The sequence below is a fragment of the Leucobacter chromiireducens subsp. chromiireducens genome (genome assembly GCF_016758255.1).
In the GTDB taxonomy this organism is placed as follows: Bacteria; Actinomycetota; Actinomycetes; order Actinomycetales; family Microbacteriaceae; genus Leucobacter; species Leucobacter chromiireducens.
Window position 1 is genome coordinate 127,760 of the sequence record NZ_QYAD01000003.1, and the last position, 24,073, is coordinate 151,832.

Annotated in this window: 16 protein-coding genes and 1 tRNA gene; 2 read left to right on the forward strand and 15 right to left on the reverse strand. The window is 69.4% G+C overall.

Annotated features, from left to right (window positions below; all coding sequences use genetic code 11):
• Positions 1-115: 115 nt before the first annotated feature.
• The 13 genes from D3226_RS09400 to D3226_RS09460 form a co-directional block, all read right to left on the reverse strand.
• The gene (locus tag D3226_RS09400; protein WP_202382292.1) at positions 116-1,447 is read right to left on the reverse strand and encodes a DUF5684 domain-containing protein; all 1,332 of its coding nucleotides are present in this window, start codon (positions 1,445-1,447) and stop codon (positions 116-118) included.
• A gap of 124 nt (positions 1,448-1,571) precedes the next feature.
• Positions 1,572-2,066 (reverse strand): hypothetical protein, encoded by a 495-nt coding sequence (locus D3226_RS09405; protein WP_202382293.1) that lies wholly within the window; start codon positions 2,064-2,066, stop codon positions 1,572-1,574.
• The gene (locus D3226_RS15070) at positions 2,059-4,572 is read right to left on the reverse strand and encodes a transglutaminase domain-containing protein (protein WP_202382294.1); all 2,514 of its coding nucleotides are present in this window, start codon (positions 4,570-4,572) and stop codon (positions 2,059-2,061) included. Before D3226_RS15070 ends, D3226_RS09405 begins: the two co-directional genes overlap by 8 nt.
• Complete coding sequence (locus D3226_RS09415; protein ID WP_337248956.1) at positions 4,569-5,828, reverse strand: DUF58 domain-containing protein; 1,260 nt, start codon at positions 5,826-5,828, stop codon at positions 4,569-4,571. The genes D3226_RS15070 and D3226_RS09415 overlap by 4 nt, the downstream gene beginning before the upstream one ends.
• Positions 5,825-6,952, reverse strand: a complete 1,128-nt coding sequence (locus D3226_RS09420) for an AAA family ATPase (RefSeq protein WP_202382295.1) — start codon at positions 6,950-6,952, stop codon at positions 5,825-5,827. Before D3226_RS09420 ends, D3226_RS09415 begins: the two co-directional genes overlap by 4 nt.
• A gap of 43 nt (positions 6,953-6,995) precedes the next feature.
• Positions 6,996-12,947 (reverse strand): Ig-like domain-containing protein, encoded by a 5,952-nt coding sequence (locus tag D3226_RS09425; protein WP_202382296.1) that lies wholly within the window; start codon positions 12,945-12,947, stop codon positions 6,996-6,998.
• 41 nt (positions 12,948-12,988) lie between these two features.
• The gene (locus D3226_RS09430) at positions 12,989-14,092 is read right to left on the reverse strand and encodes a serine/threonine-protein kinase (RefSeq protein WP_337248957.1); all 1,104 of its coding nucleotides are present in this window, start codon (positions 14,090-14,092) and stop codon (positions 12,989-12,991) included.
• A 181-nt stretch (positions 14,093-14,273) separates the two neighbouring features.
• Positions 14,274-14,963, reverse strand: a complete 690-nt coding sequence (gene rplA, locus D3226_RS09435) for a 50S ribosomal protein L1 (RefSeq protein WP_025134077.1) — start codon at positions 14,961-14,963, stop codon at positions 14,274-14,276.
• 11 nt (positions 14,964-14,974) lie between these two features.
• A complete protein-coding gene (gene rplK, locus D3226_RS09440; protein WP_025134078.1) occupies positions 14,975-15,403 on the reverse strand; it encodes a 50S ribosomal protein L11 in 429 nt (142 codons plus the stop codon).
• A gap of 304 nt (positions 15,404-15,707) precedes the next feature.
• Positions 15,708-16,529 carry a transcription termination/antitermination protein NusG gene (gene nusG, locus D3226_RS09445; protein ID WP_202382298.1) on the reverse strand — a complete coding sequence of 274 codons (822 nt, stop codon included), beginning with the start codon at positions 16,527-16,529 and terminating at the stop codon, positions 15,708-15,710.
• A gap of 61 nt (positions 16,530-16,590) precedes the next feature.
• Entirely contained in the window at positions 16,591-16,863 is a 273-nt protein-coding gene (gene secE, locus D3226_RS09450; RefSeq protein WP_202382299.1) for a preprotein translocase subunit SecE, read from the reverse strand.
• A gap of 53 nt (positions 16,864-16,916) precedes the next feature.
• Positions 16,917-16,989 (reverse strand) — tRNA-Trp (locus D3226_RS09455).
• Positions 16,990-17,234: 245 nt separating this feature from the next.
• The gene (locus tag D3226_RS09460) at positions 17,235-19,622 is read right to left on the reverse strand and encodes a chitobiase/beta-hexosaminidase C-terminal domain-containing protein (protein ID WP_202382300.1); all 2,388 of its coding nucleotides are present in this window, start codon (positions 19,620-19,622) and stop codon (positions 17,235-17,237) included.
• 173 nt (positions 19,623-19,795) lie between these two features.
• Between D3226_RS09460 and D3226_RS09465 the strand changes: the two genes are divergently transcribed.
• Positions 19,796-20,998 (forward strand): aminotransferase class I/II-fold pyridoxal phosphate-dependent enzyme, encoded by a 1,203-nt coding sequence (locus D3226_RS09465; protein WP_202382301.1) that lies wholly within the window; start codon positions 19,796-19,798, stop codon positions 20,996-20,998.
• Between the two features lie 111 nt (positions 20,999-21,109).
• On the opposite strand, the gene D3226_RS09470 is transcribed toward D3226_RS09465, so the two are convergent.
• Together D3226_RS09470 and D3226_RS09475 are read right to left on the reverse strand one after the other, a co-directional pair.
• Positions 21,110-21,670 carry a TetR/AcrR family transcriptional regulator gene (locus tag D3226_RS09470; protein ID WP_202382302.1) on the reverse strand — a complete coding sequence of 187 codons (561 nt, stop codon included), beginning with the start codon at positions 21,668-21,670 and terminating at the stop codon, positions 21,110-21,112.
• 14 nt (positions 21,671-21,684) lie between these two features.
• Positions 21,685-22,734, reverse strand: a complete 1,050-nt coding sequence (locus D3226_RS09475; RefSeq protein WP_202382303.1) for an AsnC family transcriptional regulator — start codon at positions 22,732-22,734, stop codon at positions 21,685-21,687.
• Between the two features lie 108 nt (positions 22,735-22,842).
• On the opposite strand from D3226_RS09475, the gene D3226_RS09480 reads away from it, so the two are divergent.
• Complete coding sequence (locus D3226_RS09480) at positions 22,843-24,072, forward strand: M20 metallopeptidase family protein (RefSeq protein ID WP_202382304.1); 1,230 nt, start codon at positions 22,843-22,845, stop codon at positions 24,070-24,072.
• Position 24,073: the final 1 nt, after the last annotated feature.

The window sequence follows — 24,073 nt, forward strand, 5'->3', positions numbered from 1 at the left end:
CAGTTGGGCAGGGTGTCGCGCGAGCGCGCACACCGACACCCTGCCCAACTGACCCCGATCTTGCGCTTGCGTGTGGGGGTGCGGGTGGAGTGGGGTGAGCCGGGGAGGGCGGCGGTCAGAGGGCGCGGAGGTGCACCTCAAGGGTGCCGAAGATCATGTGCTCCGTCGCGGGGAACGTCAGCCCGGCGGGCAACTGCGCACGCTGCCCGCTCGACGAGACCAGCGTAAGGCCGTTCGTAGAGTTCAAGTCTTCCACCGTCCACTCGCCGCCGGCCAAGCGCAGCCGCACGTGCGACTTCGACACCGTTCGAGTGGGGTCGGCAAGCAGCAGGGTCTCGGAGCCTTCCAGGCTGCTCGGCTTCCGGCCCGCCACGATGTCGGTGCCGACGAGTTCGAGCACCTCACCGTCGGGCAGTTCGAGTCCCCACCGCTGCGCCGCGGGCGCTGCTGCAGGCTCGGGCTGTTCTTCGACGGGAAGCTCAGGCACAACGGGAGGCACAGGCACAACGGGAGGCTCAGGCGCAGCGGGAACCACGGGAGTCGGCGGCACCGCCGTGACCGCGGGTGCGGCGGGAACCACGGGCTCAGCGGGAGTCGACAAGTCAGCTGGGGGCGCCGGCGCAGCAGCGCGCGGGGCCCGGGGCTCAGGCCACGCGAAGGGCTCTGGCGCAGCGCGCACACCGAGCGGGGTGGCCGGGCGCTCCTCAACCTCCTCGGCAGCGAGACGCTCGAAGTTGCCGATCGTCGTGTTACTGAAGCCCCAGTCGTTCATGTCGTGCGGATCGGCGGCGGCACGAACGCGCTCGCTTCCGCTAGCTCCCGTCGACGGCGACGTGACCGGCGCAACGGGCGCGACGGGTTCGGCGCCGCCCGCGCGCTGCGGGTCGCTCGGCTCACGGTGTGCCTCCGCAAGCGCGGCCTCCGAGACGGGAGGCAGGCCCCGCCAGGCTGCGGGTTCACTGGCCGCGGGGCTCCCCGCACCGCCTCCCGCTGCCACCGCAGCCGCACGACGCGATGGCGAGAGCGGCGGAAACGCGGTCTCGCCCTGGTACACCCGCGCACCCGCGTACATGCCATCGCCGATGTGGCTTGCCAAGAGCATGGCCCAGATCGGGGGAAGGAATGCACCGAGCACGGTGTACCAGGCGTCCTTGCCGAACTCTCGATTCAGCCGGTGGATGGCGATGATGCTCACAACGATGACGACGAGGATCAGTCCGGGCACAAACCCGAGCAGCACGAGCCAGCCGGGCAGGCCGCCACGCTTCAGCAACTGCCACTGATTCCAGACGGGGATCCACCCATCGCGCGACGGCAGCCCCAGGTAGGGAAACAGCTTCGACAGCGCCCAGAGGTACCAGACGTACAGCACGAGCGCGACGAGGCCCCAAATGCTGAGCATCGCGACAAGCACCGTGAAGCCACCGCTGCTGAGTTCAGAACTCATCGGATCGCCACCAGTCCATTCACTCGGGGAGTCGGAAGCGAATCCCACCGCAGTGCGGGTGATCCACTGCCTCTCATTCTACGTGTGGCGGGTGTGCAACAGCCGGAACGCGCCTGACGAACACTCAGCTGAGCAGCAGCCTCACGATGACCGTGATCCCCGTCACCACACCGATGAGCAGCACCGGTCCGCCGACGAGCACCGCGCGACGGAACCGCGCATTCTGGCGCGCGAGCGACGGGAGCGCTCCCTTGGGGTCATCGGCCGCGGTGGCGCGTGCCTGGTCGGGAGTCGAACCGGGCCCCGGAGCGGGCAGCTCCCCGGGCGCTCCGAGATCCCACGCCGCGAGATCCGCTGCCGCGAGATCCGCTGCCGCGGCGGCAGGATCCAGTTCCGGTACCGCCCGCGCCCCGTACACCACGGGGATCTCCGGTCGCTCGCCGCCGTGCACCGGTGCAGGCGGTTCGCCCGGCGCCTGCGGCAACCGCCGCTCGGGATCCAGCTTCGGCTTGAACATCAGTGCGGCGAGCGCACGCGCGGAGCGCTCGTCGGTCGGTTCAGGCACGGGCGGCGCGGGCGTTCCGCTCGTACCGCCGGTCACCTCATCAGGGTCACGCACGGGGCACCTCTTCTGGTTTCGCGGGCTCCGCCTCGCCAGACGTGGCCGCGGCCGCGGGTGGATGTGCGGACCGCTCGGGGCCGATCCCGAACGAAGCGAGTGAGAAGCGTACACGGAGCCGTCCCAGACCCGAGCGGTCCGCGCGCAGCTGATCCCGCGCACGATCGACGCGCGACCACAGCTCGGTCGCCTCGTCTGCGGACGCGCCCTCCGGGGAGAACACCGCGTGGTCGACGCGCGCAGCGAACGTCGCACCACCGGGCAGGCGGGCACCCAGATCGCGGCGGCTCTCCGTCGCCGCCCCGCGACTGCGCGGTCGCGGGATCGCCCCGGCGTCCACGTGCAGGTCGACAAACTCCTCCCACGCGCCGAGCGCGCGCACTTCGGGGTGCGAAGCGCCGCGTCGCCGCCGCGTGCGCAGCGCCTTGATCGCGGGGATGAAGAGCGCCAGGGTGGTGAGCAGGAGCACGCCGAGAAGCCCCAGCGAGACCCCGCGCACCCAGGGCCACACGCTGCCGGGTTCCGTTCGCGGCGGCGCCGGATCGGACGAGCTGTCGCCCGTTCCCGCTCCGTACTCCGGATCGCTCTCGTGTGCGTCGCGCTCCTCCGGCACCGTTGGGTGCTCAGGGAGACGTTCGCCCTCGGTGAGCGCTGCGGGTGGAACGGCGACCTGCGGGGTGACATCGAGCGGCGCCCACACGCCATCCGCGCCACGCGCCTCCACCCACGCGGCGATGTTGCGCCCCGCACACGTTTCGCCGCACGCGGGCACACCGGGCACCTCGCCAGAGTCGGCGGCACCGGCGGCACCGGCGGCACCGGCGGCACCGTCGGCACCGTCGAGCCGCACTCCGAGCACGACACGCGCGTCGAAGCCAAACGCCTCGGCGAGCCGCGCGGCGGCAACCGCGAACTGCTCGTCGTCGCCGATGCCCGCCACGAGCTCAGCGCTGCTGGCACCCTCGCCGGCAGCCGCCTGGCGGTCCGCAAGCTGCGCGAACAGTTCCTCGACACGGGCGTCAGAATGGCCCCCGGCGCTCGCGACGAACCGCGTGCCGTGCTCTGCGCTCAACTCGTCGAGCCAGGCGCGCGCACCGGGGTTGTCGCTCAGCGCGTGACTCAGGTATCCACGCTCGCGCAGCCGCTCAATCGCGGTCTGCAGCCCCGCACCCGTGGCAGGCAACTGCTGCATGCGCACCCAACGGTCGAGCTGCGGGTACGCGGTGCGGTCGATCTGCGGGGTATCAAACGCGGGCGCGGGATCGAGCTGAGCGTCCGCCGCCGTGCCGACGACCGCGGTGTAGCCGTCGCCGGAGCGCAGCCCCGCCGCGGTGGGCACGGCAATCCCGGCGCCTGTCTCGCGATCCAGGTAGAAGCCATCGGCGAGATCTGCGGAGCGCGGACCGGTGAAGCGCGGCGGCTCACCGAGTTCGGCGGGGAGCGGCAGCCAGATCCCGGAGTCCCCTGAGTCAAGCCGCACGCTGATCCGACTCGGGTCTGGCACGTCGTGCCCGCTCGGGAAGCGGGTGAAGGTGCCGCGCTCCGCGGTCACCGCGAAGTCGACGCCGTTCGCGTCGTCGAGCACGGCGATGCGCAGCCGTTGCGGGAGCTCCCCGTCACTCGTCACTGTAAAGAGCGGCGCGTCGAAGGCGGCGTCACGCTTCCACACGCGATACCCCGAGAGCGGGCTGCTCTGTGCGCGGACCACCACGACCGGGTCCACCTGGTCACGCGGCAGCGTGCGCGGTGTCGCGGTGACAGCGGGCGCGAGTATGGTGCCCGCGGCGAGCGCGCCCACCGCAAGGAGCGCAGCCAGGCTGCCGCGCACGAACCGGCGCCCGGTTGCCCGCGGGCCGCCCCCCAGGCGCAGTGCCGCGCGGCGCGCTCGGCCCGAACTCCACGCGATCCAGGTGGTCACCAGGATCGCGCTCACTCCCCAGAGCGCGAGCTCGCGCGGGGCTTCGATGAGGATCGGGCCGATGCTCAGCGGCTCGCTCGGCGTTCCGGGCCCGAACACGGTGCCGAAGAGCACCGGCGCGAGGAGTGGGATCGCGGCGAGCGCGTGCGCCCAAGGGCCGCCCGCGGCGAGGCGTGTCGATGCGGCAACCGAGAGCAGCACAACGACGAGAAGCGGGACCAGCACCGACTGGTAGTGCCCCACGGGGAGCGTGAGGGTGAGGAGCTGTTTCCACCCGAGCGCAACCGAAGCAAGCCCATCGCCGAGCCCCAGGAAGAAGCTGCGTACCCCGCCGCCGAGTGCCGCGGGAACCGCGAGCGGCACGATGAGCGCCGTGCCCACCACGGCGAGGGCGACCGCGGTGCCGACGCCCCAGCGCCAGCGAGTGCCCGCCCACACCACGAGGAACGCGGCCGCTGCTGCGACGCCCGTGACGAGCGCGGCACGCGGATCCTGATAGATCGGCCAGGCCGCCGCGAGCGCGACGAGCGCAATCGCGAAGGCGAGGAGGCCCGCGGCGAAGCCGGGTCCGGGCCGCCGCGGGCTCACGCGCTTCCCCGACGGAGGAGGAGCGGCGCGGTGTCCTGCAGCGCCCCGACCGTGAGGAGCGCGGAACCGGCCCCGCGATGAATCGCGGGATCTGCGTGCAACGCGCAGCGCACCGTCAGCACGGCAACATCGCCCGCGAAGGGGACGGTGGCGCGGCGCAGCCGCTGTGCCTCGGGGCGGGAACCCGTGATGAGCACCACGAGCGACAGTGGTCGCCCCGACTCCGCAAGCCCGCGCGCCAGCTGTTCGAGGGGCACGCCCGCGTCGCTCGGATCGAGTTCCGCCCAGGCGTCGAGCAGCTGCGCGCCGGTACGGCTGGGCAGCTCACATGCACCCGCGAGCGCGGCTCGCACTCGCCCCGCCACCCACTGCGTGGCCACGAGGCGCTCGCGTCCTTCCCGAACCGCGTGCGCACCGAACGAGGCCGCGGTACTCACGCCCAGTTCGAACTCCTCGGGCGTCGCGTACGCGTCACGGCGACTATCGAACAGGATCGCGGAACGCGCGGTCTGGGATTCCTCGTACTGCCGCACCATGAGTCGGCCGGTCTTCGCCGTGGAGCGCCAGTGGATGTGCCGCCGCGCATCGCCCGCGGCGTACTCGCGCACAGCGTGAAACGAGAGGTCGGCATCGGTGAGGCGACGGCTCGCATCCCCCTCTAGGTCGCGGATGAGCCCGGCGCTACTCGCCGGGAGCGCGGCCGTGACCGGGTGCACGTGAATGCGCCGATGCGCCGGCCAGCTCAGCTCGCGCTGCAGGAGACCGATCGGGTCGCGCCGGGTCAGCGCAAGCGGCCCAACATCGATCACCCCGCGGTGGGGCGTCGGCACGGCAACCTCGATCGCTGCCTCGGCACCGGGGGTGAGGAAGGGGATCGGTAGTTCACGAAGTGCCGCGCCCACGGGCAGCTCCGCCGTCGCCGGCAGCGCTGGCGTGCGGCTTGCGTTCGTCACGCCGACGCGCAGTGTTGCCTCGCCCCCCGCGACCACCCGCTCGCGTTCTGCGTGCAGCTCGACCCGGTACGCGCGGCCGCCCAGCAGGAACGGCAGCGAAACGAGGATCAGCAGCGCTGCGGCGATGGCGAGCATTCCCGCTTCAGCCCACCCCAGCCACGCGGCGAGCACCGCGGCAAGCACACCGCCCAGCGCCACGAAGCGGCCCGCCGGCGTGACAACGCGCACGGCACGGGTGAGACCCGCCCGGAGCATCGCCAGCGGGTTCCGCCGCGAGGGCGGTGCGGTGTCCGTCTGGCTCACGCGGTGCCGTTCTCCCGCGGCATGGGTGCGTCAAGCAGCACCTGACCGACGATCTGCTCTGCGGTGACGCCGTCGAACTCCGCCTCCGGTTCCAGCACAAGGCGGTGCGCGAGGGTCGGCAGCGCAAGGTCGCGCACATCGTCCGGCGTGACATAGTGGCGTCCCGCTGCCGCGGCCCAGGCGGTCGCGAGGCGCACAAGCGCGAGCGCACCACGCACACTGGCGCCCAGGCGCACCTCGCGCGCACGGCGAGTGGCCTCGACGATCTGCACGGCGTAGTCGGCGACGAGCGGGCTCACATGGACACGATCGACCAGCGCCTGCGCCTGCGCAACCATCGCGGTCGTGACCACCGGCTCGATGGGCTCCTGCACCCGGCGGTGCTGCTCGAGAATGCGCAGCATCGCGGACGCATCCGGGTAGCCGATCGTCGTCTTGATCATGAAGCGGTCGAGCTGCGCCTCCGGCAAACGGTAGGTGCCCGCCTGCTCAATGGGGTTCTGCGTGGCGATCACGAGGAACGGATTGCCCACCTCGTGGGAGACCCCGTCGACCGTCACCCGCGCTTCCTCCATCACCTCGAGCAGTGCCGACTGCGTCTTCGGGCTGGCGCGGTTGATCTCGTCGGCGAGCACCACGTTCGCGAATACTGGGCCCGCATGAAACTCGAACACCCCAGCGCGCTGATCGAACACGGAAATGCCCGTGACGTCGCCAGGCAGCAAGTCGGGGGTGAACTGAATGCGCGAGGAGGTGCCCTGGATCACTGCCGCGAGCGCGCGCGCGAGCGCCGTCTTGCCCGTGCCGGGCACGTCCTCGAGCAGCACGTGCCCGCCCGCGAAGGTGCTCGCCAAGACGAGCTCGATGACGCGGCGCTTGCCTTGGACAACCTCGCCGAGCGCGTCTGCGCACGCGGAGAACACCTGCTGCACCCACCGTGCCTGCTCTGGCCGGAGCGCATCGCTCGCCACGCCACGCGCTGCGCCACCGGTGCCGCCGGAGGGTGCGCTTCCGAGGGGCGCGCTCGGCCGCGTTGCGGGCTCCGCGCTCGGCGAGGCCGGGACGAGCGTGGGATCGTCGTCCACGGGAAAGTCGTCGCGCGGATCCTGCTGCTGTGCGTTCATGAGTCCTCGTGTGGTTGGGGTGGTCGGTGGAAAAGAATAGGGGCTAGGGCGCGCAGACGGGCGCGTTCAGCACTGCCGGAGTGAGCGCTGCATAGTCGCCTGCCCAGCTCACCGTGAGTGGAACGGTTCCGTCCGCAGGCGCGCCGACCGCGTAGCTGGCGCTGCCTGCAGCCGCGGCCGAGATCGTCGCGGTCTTCCCGACCGCTGCGGGATCGCCCACCGCCGCGGGGTCGACGCAGCTGCCGTTGAGCTCGACAACCACGGGGCGCGGGGCACCGCTCCAGCGCGCCGGCGCGGGCTCCGAACACTGTCCGCCAAGGCACTGCTGCACCGTGATCGGGGTTGCGTCGTTTGGGTTCTCGGGCGGGGCCTCGCCGCCACCCGGCAGGAAGCGGAGCTTCGCGCCGGGGAGGAGCGCCTCGGCGCTCGGCGAGCCCACATAGCCATAGCTTGCGCGGCTGCTGTCGCCCACCGGGGTCGTCGACACCGCATAGCTCGCACGGGGATCCGGGATCGTGCCGCCCACCTGGGTCTCGCCCGTTGTCGCAGAGCTCACGCCGTACGGACTCGTTGCGCACGCGGCGCCGCGGTACCAGCCGCCACGCTTCAAATCGGAGAAGGTCGCATTCGCGCTGCCGCCAGCCACACAATCGGGTGCGCTCCCCCGCGGCGCGACTGCGTACCGCAGCGTGACCGTCTCACTCGCGTGGGCGGAGCCCCCGTCGGGGATCACCGTGGCGCTCGTCGATCCCGATTCGCTCTGCAGCGTGGCGCCGCGCAGGAGCGGAGCGCCGATCACCCGCCCCTCGGCCTGCGCTGCGGTTCCCGTGTCTGAACCGCCCGGCACCGGGGGAAGCTCGTGCGCGGTCACCGGGGTGACGGTGACGGTCGCCGCGCCCACGGGCAGGCCGCGGAGGTCGATGCTGCCACGGCTGCCCGAGATCGCGCCCTGGGCGACCCCGCCGACGGCGACCCGCAGCTCACGCGTATCCGCGGAGCCGTTCGCTGAGACGCGGAGGCCACCGCTCGCCTGGTCGGTGTTTCCCGCGTCAGGGAGGGACGAGACCGAAAGCGTCGGCTGCTCCGGCGCACGGTAGGCCCACGCGGTGATCGCACTCGAGGGAGCCGAGTCGCCCACCGAGTTCTGGGCGCGTGCGGTGAAGCTGTTGCGCACGCCGCTCTCGAGCCCCGTCACCACGCAGTCGAATGCGCCCGATCCTGCCGAGGTGCAGCTCGATGACCCCGCGCCCTGCACACGCACACCCGTCACATCGGGGTGAGCCTGCCGCCCACCCAGGGTCACCCGGAACGATGCGCTCGACGCGGTAAACCCGGTCTGCGTAATGCTTGCCGGCGCGTCAGGAAGGCCCTGCGCGTCGAGCTCAATCGAGCCAGCGCCCACCCGTCCCTGCGCGTCGCGCACCGTGTAGCCCACCGTGCACGTACCGCCGGGGCCGTTCGTGTCGGGCCAGCTCACGTTGACGCGCTGCTCGTCCGACACGGCGAAGCGGGCGATTGAACACCCGGCGCCGTCCACCGACACCACCCGCAGCCCACCGCCGCGCTTCCCGGCAAACGGGTCGTGCTCGCCGGCCACGCCCACGAGGTCTGCAGCGCAGGGCTGGCCCACCGTGCAGTTCAGCGAGACCGTGCCGCCACGCGGAAGGTCTCGCGGGCTCTCGCCCACCCGGAGGGTCAGTGGGGCGCGCGATTCACCCGCGCCGGTCACGGATACCGTCAGCGTCTCCTCGACTCCGGCGCGCGCATCTGCGCGGGCCGTCGCCTGCACCGTGCCGCCGCCAATCGTCACGTCGAACGCCTCGCTCGCACCGCTCAACGAGAAACGAAGCGCGGAGGCGGAACCGGCCCGCTCACCCTGCCAGGTCACCATGTCGCTCAGGGCAATCGTTTCACTCGCTCCCGGCGAAATCGTGCGGGTCAAGGCACGGAGCTCGGCGACAGGCTCACTCGGGATGACGCGGATGGGCACGGGCAGCACGGTCCACCGTTCCTGGCCCGAAAGGCGCACTTCCATCTGGCAGCTGTCGGTCCAGGGCTCGCCGCGGCCGGCCAGGTACCGAATCGTGCTGGAGTTCTCGGCTTCGCAGCGCGCACCGGGGCGCCCAGTCGCGAAGACGCTGCCGCGCAGCTCAATGCGATCGGTGGGTCCGGCATCCACGAGGTCGGCGACGCGCGCCGAGACGGTCTCGCCCTCGTCGACCTCGAGCGGCGCGAGCCCAGGCTTCAGCGTGACGCGCAGTTCGTCGAGCGGCGGAATCACGAGGAAGCCGTAGCTCGCGACAGCGGTGCCGTTCGCGTCTGTCCCACTCACCTTGAAGATCACGAGGTCGCCCGCTGGGTTATAGTCGCCGGCAATCTGCGATCCCGAAACCCGGTAGTCGCCGCGCTGCGCGTCCCACAGCGAGAGCTTGAGTGTGTCTGGGTCGCCGCCCTGCCAGCGCACTTTCCCCGAGAGCACGTCCACGCCACGCCCCGCAAGCTGCGAGCGATCCCGCACGCTGAGCACGGTATCCCGCACTGCGGGTGCCTGCGCTCCGACGCGCTCGGAGGTCTGCACGACGATGAGGCCCTCCGCGGTGCTCCCACTCTGCTCCGAGCGCACCGAGTAGCGGTACGACACCGTGCCCAGTTCTGCGCCCGCGCGCACTCCGACCCGCCCCTCGGCGATCTCGGACACGTCGAGCGCCTCGGCCAAGGCACGGTACTCCGCGCTATCGGGTGCGGCCGTGGTGTTCGGCTGCACCGAGCGCAGGGTGAGCGTGCCGCCCGCGGGGTCAACATCGTTGTCGAGCGGCCGGATCACCGTCGCGCCGCCCGGCACCAACCGCACTTGGTCGGTCATCGCGGTTGGCGCGCCGCTCGAGTCGCCCGTCACCACGACGTTGAGCGTGCCGCGCCCGGTTCCGCCGCGGCCATCGCTCACCGTGTAGCGCAGCGGAACGGTGCCCGCCTCGGCCGCCGCAGATGCGCCGACCTCGATGCCCGTGCCCGACGCATCGAGCGTGGCAGAGATTCGCGGGTCATCGCCCGCGTCGATGCTCACCAATCGCACGCGATCCCCGTCCGGGTCCACACCCGTGAGCGGCACGCGCACGCTCGCGCTGCCGCCCGGCGCCACCCGCGCGGTCACTGCGGAGGGCTGCGGATCCCGGTTGGCTCCCGTCCCGACCACGGTAAACACGACCTCGCCGGTGTCGCTCAGTTCGGGGGCGCCCGCGGCGTATGCGGTGTAGCTCACACGATAGGTGCCCGGCTTGTCCGGCGCCACATACCGCAGTGTGCCCCCCGCTGCGAAGGCGAGTTCGCCGGCTGCCCCGGAGGAGGTGACCTTCGGGTCCAGCAGCAGACGCTCCCCCGGCGGCGCAACATCGTTTTCGAGCACGCGCACGTCGACGGTCGATCCCGCGCGCACGGTCGCGGAGTTGCCGACCGCGATCACCCCAGCGCCGCTGGTCTCGGGCACCTGGAACACGGTGAGGCGACCGCGCGCGCTCGCATCGCCCTCCGCCACAGTGATGTCTGCGGAACCAATTCGGCCGGGCGCCCCGTCCGCGGTGTTTCCGGCGACGCGCACCCGCGCGTGCTCAACGACGTCGGCCCGCAGATCGCCGTCCACCACGGCAACGCTGCGCACCGCGAGCGCACGGTCCTGCGCCCCAGGAATGGCATCGAGCACTTCAACGGTCGAGTCAGCGAGCGGCCGCACATAGGCGCGGAGCGGTGGCAGGACGAGCTGCGGCCCACCCGCCACTGCTGTGACCCGCAGGGTGCCCGTTGTCTCCGTTCCCGTGACCGCATCGCGCACCGTCATCGCGTAGCTGGATACCCCAGCATCGCTCGCAGTCACCTGCACCGTGCCGGAGGTCTGCTGCGGAGCCGCCTGCGCCGAACCAGCGAGCGGCACGACGTCGACCAGCGTGAAGGTTCCCGAGCCGCCGGCCACCCGCTCGAGCGGGCGAATCGTGGTCGGCTGCCCCACCGCGATGGTCGCGGCGGTACCCGTCACGACGGGCACCGCGTCAGCGCGCACCTGCAGCGTCAACTCGCGCTCCGCCTCAGCTCCACGACTGTCGCGCACGGTCACGCGCAGCCCAATGTCCGCGGGCCCAGCGTTCGGGTCGGTATGGCGCACCGCCAGGCGCCCGTCCGCAGTGACAATCGCGCGCACGGGATCCGCCGCCCGCACGGGCGCCACGCGCGCGAGGGTCATCACATCACCCTCGGGATCGACCCATCCTTCGAGCAGCGGCGCGACGAGCGTACCGCCCGGCACCACCGCGGGCACGCCCCACTCACGCTGGCACCCCTCCACGGGACACCACGCAGGCGCTCCGTTCTCGTCATCCGCGGCGATGCGCAGCGTGACGGTCGCGGGCGCCGACTCGAGGGTGCCATCTGAGATCCGGTAGCTGAAGCTTGCGGTGCCCCGCGCGCCGGGTGCGGCCTGGAACACGAGCGACTGCCGATCTGCGAGCAGCTCGAGCGTGCCGAACTCCTCGGGCAGCGAGGAATCGTCGATCGAGTCGGGCACAACCGTCAGCACGTCGCGCACGTTCGCATCAAAGTCGTTGAGCAGCACGGGCAGCGGCGTTGGCACCCCGGGGCGGGCGCCGAACGAGTCATCGACGGCGGTGGGCGCCACCTGCTCGGTGACCTCCTCAACCACCACGGCGCCACGCAGCTCTTGCGGCGGATCAGCGAGACTCCACTGCGAGAGTGGGATCAGTGCGCCGTCCGGCAGTGTCCACAGCATGCCGGTTCGCGGTTCGCTCAGCACGGCCCGATCGCCGTTGCTCTGGATCACCGGGGCGAGGTCCGTCGCATCGCGCACCGCGTCATCAAACTGCAGCGGGAGGGTCTCCGCGCGTGCGCTGCGCCACAGCGTGCCCGCGCCCTGCCCGAGCCATGCGGCAAAGCGCTCGCCCGCCACCTCGCTCGGCCGTGCCGGCGTTCCGCTCGCTTCAGCGACGCGCTCGGAATCACGGCCCGGCGAGGCCGCGATAAGGCCCGCCTGGTCTGCGATGAGCGCGGCCGCGCCGTCTGCGCCGCGGCCGGAGCTGCTGAGCTGCAGGCGGGGCGTCCCCTCAAGGGTGAGCTGCGCGGGATCGGCCCCGGCACGCAGCAACCGGCCGTCTGCCGCATCGAGCAGCACCCAGTCGTCACCGATAAGCGCAAGCTGCGGCTCCGCCGCGGGCGATCCCGGCAGCTCCGTGGGGCTTCCACGCTCGGTGTCGCGGGGCACGTCAAATCGGCGAATTGTGTGCGACTCGGCCGAGTACACCGCAACCGTGCCATCGGCGGCGAGGGCAATCGCGGCAGCATCGAGCGCGGTGTCCCCCGCAGCCTCGTCTGCGGCGGCATCGTCGGACGCTTCAGGAGCGTTATCCGAGGGCGTCGCGCTCTCTCCGATCGGGCGCAGCGCGGTGAGCTGGCGTTCCAGTTCCTCAGCGCTCGGCACCGCGCTGAGCGACTCGGCCGCGAGTTCGCCCGCGAGCACGCCGCCCGCCTCCGTGCGCACGGCGACAAAGCGCCCGGCAACGAGCACCTCCCGCGCGCCCTCGGGCAGCCGGACGCTGCGCGCGGCATCGTCGGAGCCCTGCGATCCCGAGCTGGCTGTCGCGGCCTCGTCGGCACCGTCCGCCGCATCTCCCGAACTCGCTCGATCGCGGATGCCCAGGTCCTGCGGGGAGCCCGCCGCAATCGGCCACGCCTCTCCCGATCCGTTCGTCAGCACCGCGGCGCTGCCGCCGGCCTGCACGACGCCGCTGGGTTCAGTGACCTTCCGCACCGTGTCAAGCTCGCCGGTATCCGTGTTCACGCGACCGTATTGGCCCGCGTCGCGCGCCACCCAGACGCCGGGCTCCACGCGTGGCGTGTCACGCGCGTCGTAGCCGCCCGAGACAATCGCGATGGTCGCGATGAGCGCGGTCGCCGCGCCAGCCGCAACCCACGCCCAGAGACGCCGTCGCGACACGGTTTCCCCTGTTCGTGTCTGCCACCCCCGCTGCGCGGCGGTCACCCGCCACCGCCCAGCACCGCCCAGAGGGTGCCTCCCACCACGGCGACCCCCGCGAGCGCGATGGCCGCTCCGATCAACGCGGCACGCTTCGCGGAGCGCGGCCGCTCGACGATGACACCGTCGGAGTCGACCTCGCGGAGCTCAGCGCGGGTGCGACGGCCCGGCACCTCGGAAACGACAGGCCCCCGCACGCCCACGGGAATGGTTCCGGTCTGCGGCGTCCAAACTTCCGCGACGATCTCGAGTGGGGTCACGTCAAAACCGTAGCCGCGCTGCACGTCCTGCAGCGCCGCGCCGAACTCCGCCATCGAAGCGAAACGCTCGGCGGGGGTGCGACGCATCGCACGCGCGAGCACGGCATCAAACGGCTCGTAGCCCTGCGCACCCGGAATCGGCTGCACTTTGCCTCGCACGATCCGCTCGATGAGCAGCGAGCGCGTGTTCTTCTCGCGCGTTGCCTCCTCGAAGGGCGAGAGGCCCGCGGCAAACGAGAACAGGGTTGCGCCGAGCGCCCACACCTCTGTGGCGACGCTACCTCTGGTCTCAAGGCGCACCACTTCGGGTGCCGACCACGGGATAGACATGGCCACCTCGTCAGCGGGCACGGGACCCGCGGGCTCGCCGTTCTCGAGCACGGCGTGGCCGCCCGCGATCCCAAAGTCCGAGAGCGCGGGTTTGCCGAGCGAGGTGAGCAGCACGTTCGCCGGTTTGATGTCTCGGTGCAGCACACCGGCGCGATGCGCGGTCTCGAGCGCGCCTGCGAGCCGCACCCCGGCATCGAGCACGTCGCGCAACTGCGCGGGGTTGCGCTTCGTGAGCGCGCCCAACGAGGCCGGGCAGTACTCCATCACGAGGAACGGCTGTCCCGCAAGCGACATCCCCGCCTGAAAGATCGACACGATCGAGGGGTGGCTGCTCAGTGCGGCCATCGAATCGGCCTCGCGTTCGAACGCGGCGCGCTGCTGCGGGGCCGCGTTCAGCACCTTCACCGCGACCTCGCGGCGGGGGAAGTCTTGTTCGTAGAGGTACACCTGAGCGAAGCCGCCCGATCCCAGCGGGCGCACGTAGCTGAACCCCGGGATCGCCGGATGGGAGGCCACGCGCTGCGAGCCCACGGCTATCCCTCGGCCCCGCAGTGGGGACGTGACGCCTGGCTCTCGTGCATACCCCCAATGATAGGAGATCGCACCGGCACATCCCGAAACGACGCGATCCCCCCGCTCCCAGGGAGCGAGGGGATCGTGTAGGGCTCGATGCCGCAGCATCAAGCAACGTGCGAGCTTAGAGGCCCGAAACGTCCAGCGGGATTCCGGGACCGAAGGTCGTCGAAACGGCGCCCTTGATCACGTACTTGCCCTTGGCCGACGACGGCTTGAGACGCGAGATCTCGTCGAGCACGGACGTGATGTTGTCCGAGAGCTGCTCAGCCGTGAAGGAGGCCTTGCCGACGATGAAGTGCACGTTGGCGTGCTTGTCGACGCGGAACTCGATCTTGCCGCCCTTGATGTCGGTCACGGCCTTGGCCGGGTCCGGGGTAACGGTGCCGGTCTTCGGGTTGGGCATGAGGCCACGGGGACCCAGCACCTTACCGAGGCGGCCAACCTTGCCCATGAGCTCGGGGGTCGACACGGCCGAATCGAAGTCGGTGTAGCCAGCGGCAACCTTCTCGATCAGCTCGTCGCCACCGACCTCGTCGGCGCCAGCAGCGATTGCTGCCTCAGCCGCGGGGCCAACTGCGAACACGATGACGCGGGCGGTCTTGCCCGTGCCGTGGGGCAGGCTGACGGTGCCGCGCACCATCTGGTCTGCCTTGCGGGGGTCCACACCGAGCTTGACGGCGACCTCAACGGTCGAGTCGGTCTTGGTGGAACCAGTCTCCTTCGCCAGGGCAACTGCCTCGGCGGGAGCGTAGAACTTGTCTGCCTGGATCTTCTCGGCAGCGGCGCGGTACGCCTTCGACTTCTGTGCCATCTTCAGTACCCTTACTCGACCGTGATGCCCATGGAGCGAGCGGTGCCCGCGATGATCTTCGACGCAGCGTCGAGGTCGTTCGCGTTGAGATCAGCCTGCTTCTGCTCGGCGATCTGGCGAACCTGCTCAGCCGTCACCTTTGCAACCTTGACGGTGTGCGGGGTGCCGGAGCCCTTCTGCACGCCAGCAGCCTTCTTCAGGAGCTCAGCGGCGGGCGGGGTCTTGAGGACGAAGGTGAACGAGCGGTCCTCGTACACGGTGATCTCCACCGGAACGATGTTGCCGCGCTGGGACTCCGTTGCAGCGTTGTACGCCTTGCAGAATTCCATGATGTTGACGCCGTGCTGACCCAGCGCGGGACCCACGGGGGGTGCCGGGTTGGCAGCACCGGCAGCGATCTGAAGCTTAATCAGACCGGTAACCTTCTTGGCCTTTGCCATGATTGTTTCCTTTCCTTCGAACGGGTTTCCCCGCTCTCCCGCAGTTCCGGCCGATCCGGACGCGGTGTGGTTATGCGCGAACGCACAACTTCACAATCGTACCCCAGTTTTTCCCGCTCCGCACCCAGCCCACTCCCCTCCCCCGATTCGGGGTCACTTGGGCAGGGTGTCGCCTGCCTAGCTGCACTGACACCCTGCCCAAGTGACCCCGAATCCCGGCGGCGGGGCAGGGCGGGGCGGGCGCGAAACAAAAAAGAGGGCCCCGCGCCGAAGCGCGGGGCCCTCTCACATCCGGGAAACCGGACTAGACCATCTTGGTGACCTGATCGAAGCCCAGCTCCACGGGAGTCTCGCGCTCGAACAGCGACACGAGAACCGTGAGCTTACCGGCCGCGGGGTTGATCTCGCTGATCGTGCCCGGCAGCCCCTCGAAGGAGCCGGACTTGATCGTGATCGTCTCGCCGACCTCGAAGTCGATCTCAACGTTGCCCTGGGCGGCGGCATTGGCCGCGGCCTTGCCCTTCGCCGTTGCTGCGGGCTCGAGCTCGACGGTGCTCTTCAGCATCTCGAACGCCTCGTTGATGCGCAGGGGCACGGGGTTGTGAGCGTTGCCAACAAAACCGGTCACTCCAGGCGTGTGGCGAACGACGGACCAGGTGGTCTCAGTCAGGTTCATGCGAACGAGCACGTAGCCGGGGATGCGCACGCGCGTCACCATCTTGCGCTGGCCGTTCTTGACCTCCATGACTTCTTCCATGGGGACCTGGATCTCGTAGATGTCGTCAACCGCACCCATCGTCTCGCGACGGTTCCACAGGTTCGACTTCACCTTGCGCTCGTAGCCGGCGTAGGTGTGAATCACAAACCACTTGCCGGGGCGACGGCGCAGATCCTTCTTGAAAGCCTTGTAGGGATCCTCGGAGGTTTCTGCCTCTGCATCCGCAGCGACGCCGTCCTCGGTCTCCTCGTCGACAATCGCCGAGGCCGCAGCCTCTGCTTCCTCAACGGAGTCGATGTCGAGGGCGTCCTCAACTGCCGCGTCGACAACGGGGTCAGCGGTGTGCGCCAGCGCATCGAGGGCCGCGTCGAGGTCGGCCTCGGGAGTGTTGCTCGTCTCGCTCGTCATCTGCTGCTCTTGCTTTCTGTGCTTACCGAATTCGGGGCCGGGAGTAGCGCGTCTCGCGCGACTATCCGAGCGGCGTCCCGAAGATGAAGACGGTGATGAAGCTGAAGACCTGGTCAAGTGCCCACACCAGCGCCATCATGATCACCACGAAGGCGATCACAACGAGCGTGTAGTTGATGAGCTCCTTGCGGGTCGGCGTTACGACCTTCTTCAGCTCGGCGATGACCTGCTGGATGAAGAGCACGATCCGGCTGAACCAGTTGCGCTTTGCAGCGCGGTCGCTGGTAGCGCGCTCGGCTACGCCGCCGCTCTCCTCAACTTCACTGGTGCTCACTCGCCGTTCCTTTCAATAGACTCGTTCGGCGCCGAAGCGCCGAACGAGTGCGGCAGGGCGGACAGGACTCGAACCTGCAACCTGCGGTTTTGGAGACCGCTGCTCTACCAATTGAGCCACCGCCCTATGGAAACTGACTTAAGAACTTCCATTCCCGAAAGGTCGAAACCTTCAGGCATAGGAAAGTATGGCAGAAGTCAACTACCGAGGACTACCTTACGGGATCCCGGGCGGGTTGTCGAACTGGCACGCAGCGCCCGGAACGTCGCGCTGCGCCGACACCTCTGCTGCGTATCGGCACGCGTTCGCGCTCACGCGCGGGCAGCGTAGCTCCGGCCCGACTGGTCCGGAGCTACGCCCTGATCGGGGAGTTAGCCCCGACTCATGCGGCGGCGCAGGCCGAGTGCGGCCGCACCCGCGAGCACGAGCGCGCCGGCTGCGGCAAGCACCGGAATACCCGCAGAACCGGTCTGCGCGAGTTCGTCATTCACCGGGGTGTCTCCGGCGCCGGGCCGCGTGTCGCCGCCGGTTCCGGATCCCGCGCCAGTGTTCCCTGACCCCGACCCATCAACGCCGGGGCCGCCCGGCTCACCCGTTCCTGGCTGCTCAGATTCCACCGCCTGCTGCCACACGGCGAGCGCCGCCCGCAGTTCGCCCTCGGCCGCATTCAGCTGCGCCTGAGCCACGTTCAGCGTGCCCCGAAGCTCCGTGGCCTCGGCAAGTTCTGCCCGCAGCGCTCGCTCGGCAGCCTCCGCCCCGCGCTGCGCGGCCCGCGCCTCGGCGAGTGCCCCCTCGGCTTCCTCGATAGCCGCATCCAGTGGCGCCCGGTCCACCGAGACCATCCGGTCCTCGAGCGCTCCCGCCCCATCCGAGATCTGCCACACCAGTGCGTCCACTGCGTCCTGCGTGGCGGGCTGGCTCGCCAGCTGTGCCCGAAGCTCCGCCACCGCGACCTCCGCCTCGTGCGTCTCAGGAATCACGAGGTCAAAGTCGCCCGCTTGGGCCGGGGTGACCACACCGAGCACACGCTCGACCTGCGCGATGGCGGCCTCGGCACGCGTGCGCGCGTCAGTCAGGGCAGCCTCATCGAGCGCACCCGCAACGAAGCGGAAGGTGCGCGGAGCGCTCTGGTTTTGGTAGGAGTCGTACGCAACCAGCGTTGCCTCGTACTCGCGCCCGATAGTGAGCGTCCGATCAATCGGCTGCCCCACCTTGTTGCCCGCACGCACCGCAAGCGGAATGTCGAGCGCCGCTGGCTTCGGCGCGACAACATAGTCGGAGTAGATTCGTCCATTCGCCGGCACGAGGTCAGTGACCTGCCCGGTCTGCACATCAGTCACGGTGAGGGTGTACTCGGCCGTGAACTGATCATCGCCAGCCTGCGGGAGCCTGAGCACCGGGCCGGTTTCCGTCTGACGCACGGTCGGCTGGCGCTCTCCCCACGCTGGAGCAACGGCGTTGCGATTGGCCTGCGTGTAAGTGAACTGCGCCTTCGTCTCGGCGGGAGTTGCGCCGCGCGCGATGACCCAGCTCGGGCCCGCGAGCGAACCGGAAGACGCAAACGGCGGATTCTCCTGGAACGCCCACGCCCCATCGTCGGTGTATGTGCGCCCCGGGTCAGCTGCGTAGTTGATTCGGTCGATCTCGATCCGGTCCCCGTACACGTCCACGACCACCGACTGCGCGGTAGGAATCGTGGCATCGCGCGCCAGGCCGGGCCCGAAGACCTGGAACTTCCCGTCGTTTTCGCCGTAGGACATGGACCCCTCGTTCACCGAGGTGAAGTCCTGCTGGTGGATCGAGCGCTCGTCAGTGATGTTCAGGTGCGAGTGCCCGGAGAAGTAGACCACCTGCGGGAACGCGCTGAGGTTCGTCTTCAATCCACCGTTCGAGGCCTGCGCACCATCCCACACTGTCGCGGGGATCGGGCGATGCCCAAACACGAAGATCGGCTGGCCCTGCGTCGCGGGATCCTTGCTCAGCGCGTCGAGCCGCCCGTAGAGCCAGTTTGCCTGCGTGGTGTTCCATGCCTCGGTGTTCACCACGAACGCGGGGAACTCGCCAATTTGGGATTCGTAGTACCCGGTGGTGCCGGGGAACCAGTCATCCGGATACTGCTCCGCCATGCGGGTCACGTAGTCGTCGTGGTTGCCGAACGACATCATCACCTGGGTATCGGTCATCCCGGTGCGCGCGAGGTTGCGCTCCAGCATCTCGCGCGGGTACTGGTGATCCGCCGCCGAGTTGAAGTAATTGTCGTTGATCTGATCGCCGTTTGAAATCAGCGCATCGGGGTTCGGGGCGATCCGCTTCAGGGTGTCGAAGTAGCCGTCCCACTTCGCCATCGCCGGCCCCGTCCCCGTCGAGAGGTGAATGTCACTCATCACGGCGAACTGGGCGAGCGGCTCCTCGGCTGTCTTGACAAGAATCCCGCGAATCATCGGGAGACTCTCTGCGCGGTCGGTGAACGCGACGGCCGTGAGATTCGCGGTCTTTTCGATCAGGATCGGGCCCGTTGCCAGAGCACTGTCACGCGTGGGGTGCGTGCCGTCGAGCGTGTACCGAACCTCCGTCCCCTCAGCCGAGGTGAGGGTCACCGCCTGTGGTCCGACGTAGCGGCCGCTCTCGTGGCTTGCCGCGGGCGGGGAGACTTCACCGCTCACCGCGGCATGAGCTGCGACAGCCGTGGGCAGCGCCGCCTGCGCCCCAAGCAGCGCGACACCGCTCAACGCAAGGGCAGCGATCCTTCGTTTCGACATGGATTCCTCTCGTCCGGCGCCCGAGATAGGCACACATGAATCCAAGTTGTCGATACAGGATGTCGGCGTTTTGGCCCCGGCGTGAAAGCTGCATGAACACCGCTTCACCCCGGATTCACCCATTGGCCTGCACGCATTCCCGCGCGGACGCCCACACGTCCTAGACTGGTCTCGTGACCACCATCTCTCGTCTGTCAAAGAAGCTCGGTGCTATCGCCGAGTCCGCCACGCTCAAAGTCGACGCCAAGGCGAAGGCCCTCCAGGCCGAGGGCCGTCCCGTCATCAGTTACGCCGCCGGTGAGCCCGATTTCGCGACGCCCCCGCACATCGTCGATGCCGCCCGTGCAGCGCTCGATGATCCCAAGAATTTCCGCTACACCGCCGCAGCCGGCCTGCCCGAGCTGAAGGAGGCCATCGCCGCGAAGACCGCGCGCGATTCCGGCTGGGCGATCGACCCCTCGCAGGTGATCGTCACGAACGGTGGCAAGCAGGCCGTGTACCAGGCGTTCCAGGCGCTGCTCGATCCGGGCGACGAGGTCCTCCTCCCGGCCCCGTACTGGACCACGTACCCCGAGGCGATTCAGCTGGCAGACGGCGTTCCCGTTGAGGTGTTCGCCGGCTCGGATCAGGGCTACAAGGTCACCGTTGAGCAGCTCGAGGCCGCACGCACCGAGCGCACGAAGGTGCTGCTCTTTGTCTCGCCGTCGAACCCCACCGGCGCCGTCTATACGCCGGAGGAGACGAAGGCGATCGGCGACTGGGCCGACGCCAACGGCCTGTGGGTCATCGCTGACGAGATCTACCAGAACCTCACGTATGACGGGGTTCGCGCGGTGTCGATTGTCGAGGCAACCCCTGCGCTGCAGGATCGCGCGATCCTCGTGAACGGTGTTGCGAAGACCTACGCAATGACGGGCTGGCGCCTCGGCTGGATGCTCGGCCCCGCCGACGTCATCAAGGGTGCCGCCAACCTGCAGTCGCACCTCACCTCAAACATCAACAACATCGCGCAGCGCGCAGCGATCGCGGCGCTCACCGGGCCGCAGGAGCCGATCGAGGAGATGCGTCTCGCATTCGATCGCCGCCGCAAGCTGATCGTCGCGGAGCTGAACAAGGTTCCGGGCTTCAACTGCCCCACCCCCGAGGGCGCGTTCTACGCGTACGTGGATGTGACCGCGGCACTCGGCAAGCCCGTGCGCGGCGTCACGCCGACGACCTCGCTCGAGCTCGCGGACCTCATCCTTGAGCACGCAGAGGTTGCCGCGGTGCCCGGCGAGGCCTTCGGCCCCTCCGGGTACCTCCGCTTCAGCTACGCGCTCGGCGACGACGCGATCCTCGAGGGCGTCCAGCGCATCCAGGCGCTGCTCTCCGAGTAACACGCCTCGTGCGAACGAGAACGGCGGCAGCTCCTTCGGGAACTGCCGCCGTTCGACGTTGTGCGGGGGGGGTGTTGGTGCGGCACCCGTTCCAGCGCCAAGCACGGTCTTCTAGAACGCGACTAGCACCTGGTCGAGCACGAGCTCCACGGGCTGGTCGCTGCGGAAAAGCAGCCAATCTAGGCAGGCGCCCGCCAGGGCGCCAAAGAATGCCGCGCCCGCGGTCTCAGTGGTCTCCGCGGCATGCGGGTCGCCGTTTGCCTCGCGGGCTGCGCGCAGCACGTCTCGGAATCGCACCGTCACTGATCCCCGTGCGAGGGTCATGGTGTCAGCCCAGGGCCGATCGGTACGAAACACTTCGGAGGCCATGAGCTTCGCGAGATCGAGGTTGCCCCTCAGGGTCTCGAGCGTCACGGCCGCGACGGCGCGCGGCCCATCCGCGGGGGCCACTGCCTCACGCGCCGCATCGATCGCGGCGGCAAGCTTCGCAAAACCATCGCGGATCACCTCTTCAAAGATCGCGTCCTTCGAGGCGAAGTTGTAGTACAGGCTCCCCTTGGCCACCCCGGCGGCCTCGGCGATCTGGTCCATGGACGCACCGCTGATCCCGTGCTGCGCGGCAACCCGCACAGCAGCCTCAGTGATGAGCTGTTTGGTGTTGACGCGAGCCATACCTCTATCTTCCCCTACTTGGCGAGCACTTGCCCCCACGAGGGCGGGATGATCTCTCCTGTGGCGCGGCCCCCGTCGCCCAGCAGCCACCCCACGCGTTTCACGATGCGCAGCGCGATGGCGCTCTCGCGGATCACCAGCGACGGCACCGCTTCGACAAGCATCTCCTCGATTCGCGGCACCTCGGCAACCGAGCGCAGCCACACCGCAATCAGGATGTTGGTGCGCCCGGTGGTTGAGGCGCAGAGCCGCACTCCAGGGATCTGGGCCACACGCTGGGCAAGCTTCTCGTGTTCCGTCGCAGGCACCGCCGCAAACCACTGAGCGGTCACCGGGGTTCCCGTCACTCCCTGCGCGACCTCGCATCGGAAGTGCACGAGCCCGTGCTCGACCGCCGCGCGGATCTGCCGCCGCACCGTCGGCTCGCTCATCCCGAGGCTCCTGGCGATCTCGGATGCCGACGCGCGACCGTCGAGTGCAAGAGAGCGGAGCACAGCGGGATCCACGCGCGGCGGTGTGGCCTCTGCACGCTGACGGGGGTTCAGCTTCGCGACGTTGCGCGCCTGCTCCTGCGTGAGCGACTTCATCGACCAGCTATCGGCGATCACGTGCATACGTGTGCTGAACGAGGTCTCGACGTGTTCGACACCCGGTACTGCCGCGATGACGGGCAGCGTCTGCTCCGTGAGGTGCGCGAGCGAGGCCGCCGAGACGGTCAGCAAGAGGTCACGGTGGCGCGCGGAGATATCAAGAGACACGACATCGGGCAGTGCGGACAGCGCGCTGATCACCTCTTCACGCTGCGGCACCGCACACATGACCTCGATGAACGCGGTCACCGGGCAGAGCCGCGTCGCGAGCGGGTGCGCCGCAATCCACGCGACTCCGGCATCGGTGAGACGCTTCCAGCGTGCGGCGAGGGTGGTGCTGTGCACGCCCAGGATGGACGCCAAACTCGTCCACGAGGCCCGCGGGGCAATCTGCAGCGCATGCACGAGTTGCAGATCCTCATCATCGAGCACCGAGGGATCATGGAGATGATCGTTTCGTGTAATTTCTCGCACGTACTGATTGAAACCTGCATTTTCACTCGACGCAAGATCCAAACACGCAGACTATCTGGCGTGCGGCTGCGCGTTCGTAGCCCCTGACCTTCCTGCAACGGAGCATGTATGACGTCCCCCACCCCCACCGAGCTCACGCAGCTGCGTCGCGCACTGCACGCGATTCCTGAGATCGGGCTCTCATTGCCGCGCACGCAGCGGACCCTGCTCGACGCGCTCGACGGGCTTCCGCTGGAGGTGCGCCTCGGACAAGCGAGTACCTCAATTACCGCGGTGCTCCGCGGCACCCACCCTGACCGCGCCTCGGACGCGCCCGCGGTGCTGCTCCGCGCCGATATGGATGGGCTGCCGATCGACGAACCGGAGTCGGCAGATCCCCGATCCGAAATCGCGGGCGCCATGCACGCTTGCGGCCACGACCTCCACATGGCCATGCTGGTGGGCGCAGCTCTCGAGCTGAGCGCACGCCGCGCCGAACTCCGCGGAGACGTCGTCTTCATGTTTCAGCCCGGCGAAGAGGGGTGGGGCGGCGCGCGAGTCATGATTGACGAGGGCGTGCTCACAGCTGCCGGCCCGGAGGCAGGCGCCGCCTTCGCGATACACGTCTTCACCGGCGATCCACGGCCCGCACGTTTCGAGGTGTGCTCCGGCACCGCCATGGCCGCGGCAGCCGCGCTCACCATTGAGATCATTGGCCGCGGCGGCCACGGCTCAGCCCCGCATCTCGCGAGCGACCCGGTCCCCACCGCAGCGGAGACCATTCTCGCGCTGCAGAGCGCCACGACCCGCCGATTCAATGCGCTCGATCCCGTCGTCGTGACCGTGGGGCAAGTAACGGCAGGCACAGCGCGGAACATCATCCCCGACCGCGCGCAGCTGTTTGCCACCGTTCGCAGCTTCTCGCACGCAAGCCAGGCACGCGCGGCCGAGGTGCTTCCGGCCGTGGCTGAGGGGATCGCTCATGCACACGGTCAGGACGCAGTCGTCGAGTTTCGCCCCGAGTTCCCGCCCGTGGTCAACGAAGGCGCGAACGTCACCACCACCGTCGAAGCCGCGAGCCGGCGATTCGGGGCTGACGCCGTTCGTACCCTTGATACCCCCAAGACGGCGTCCGAAGACTTCGCCGAGATTCTCGAGCGCGTTCCCGGTGCCTTCGTCTTCCTCGACGCCACCCCTTCCGCGGGAGCCGGGTACAACCACTCCCCCTTCGCCGCGTACGACGATTCCGTACTCGGTGATGGCGCTGCGCTGTACGCAGAGTTCGCGGTGCAGCGGCTCGCGGAACTGAGCGCCGCAGATATCACTTCCCACCCACTCACGCGCAACGACCGCGCGTGAC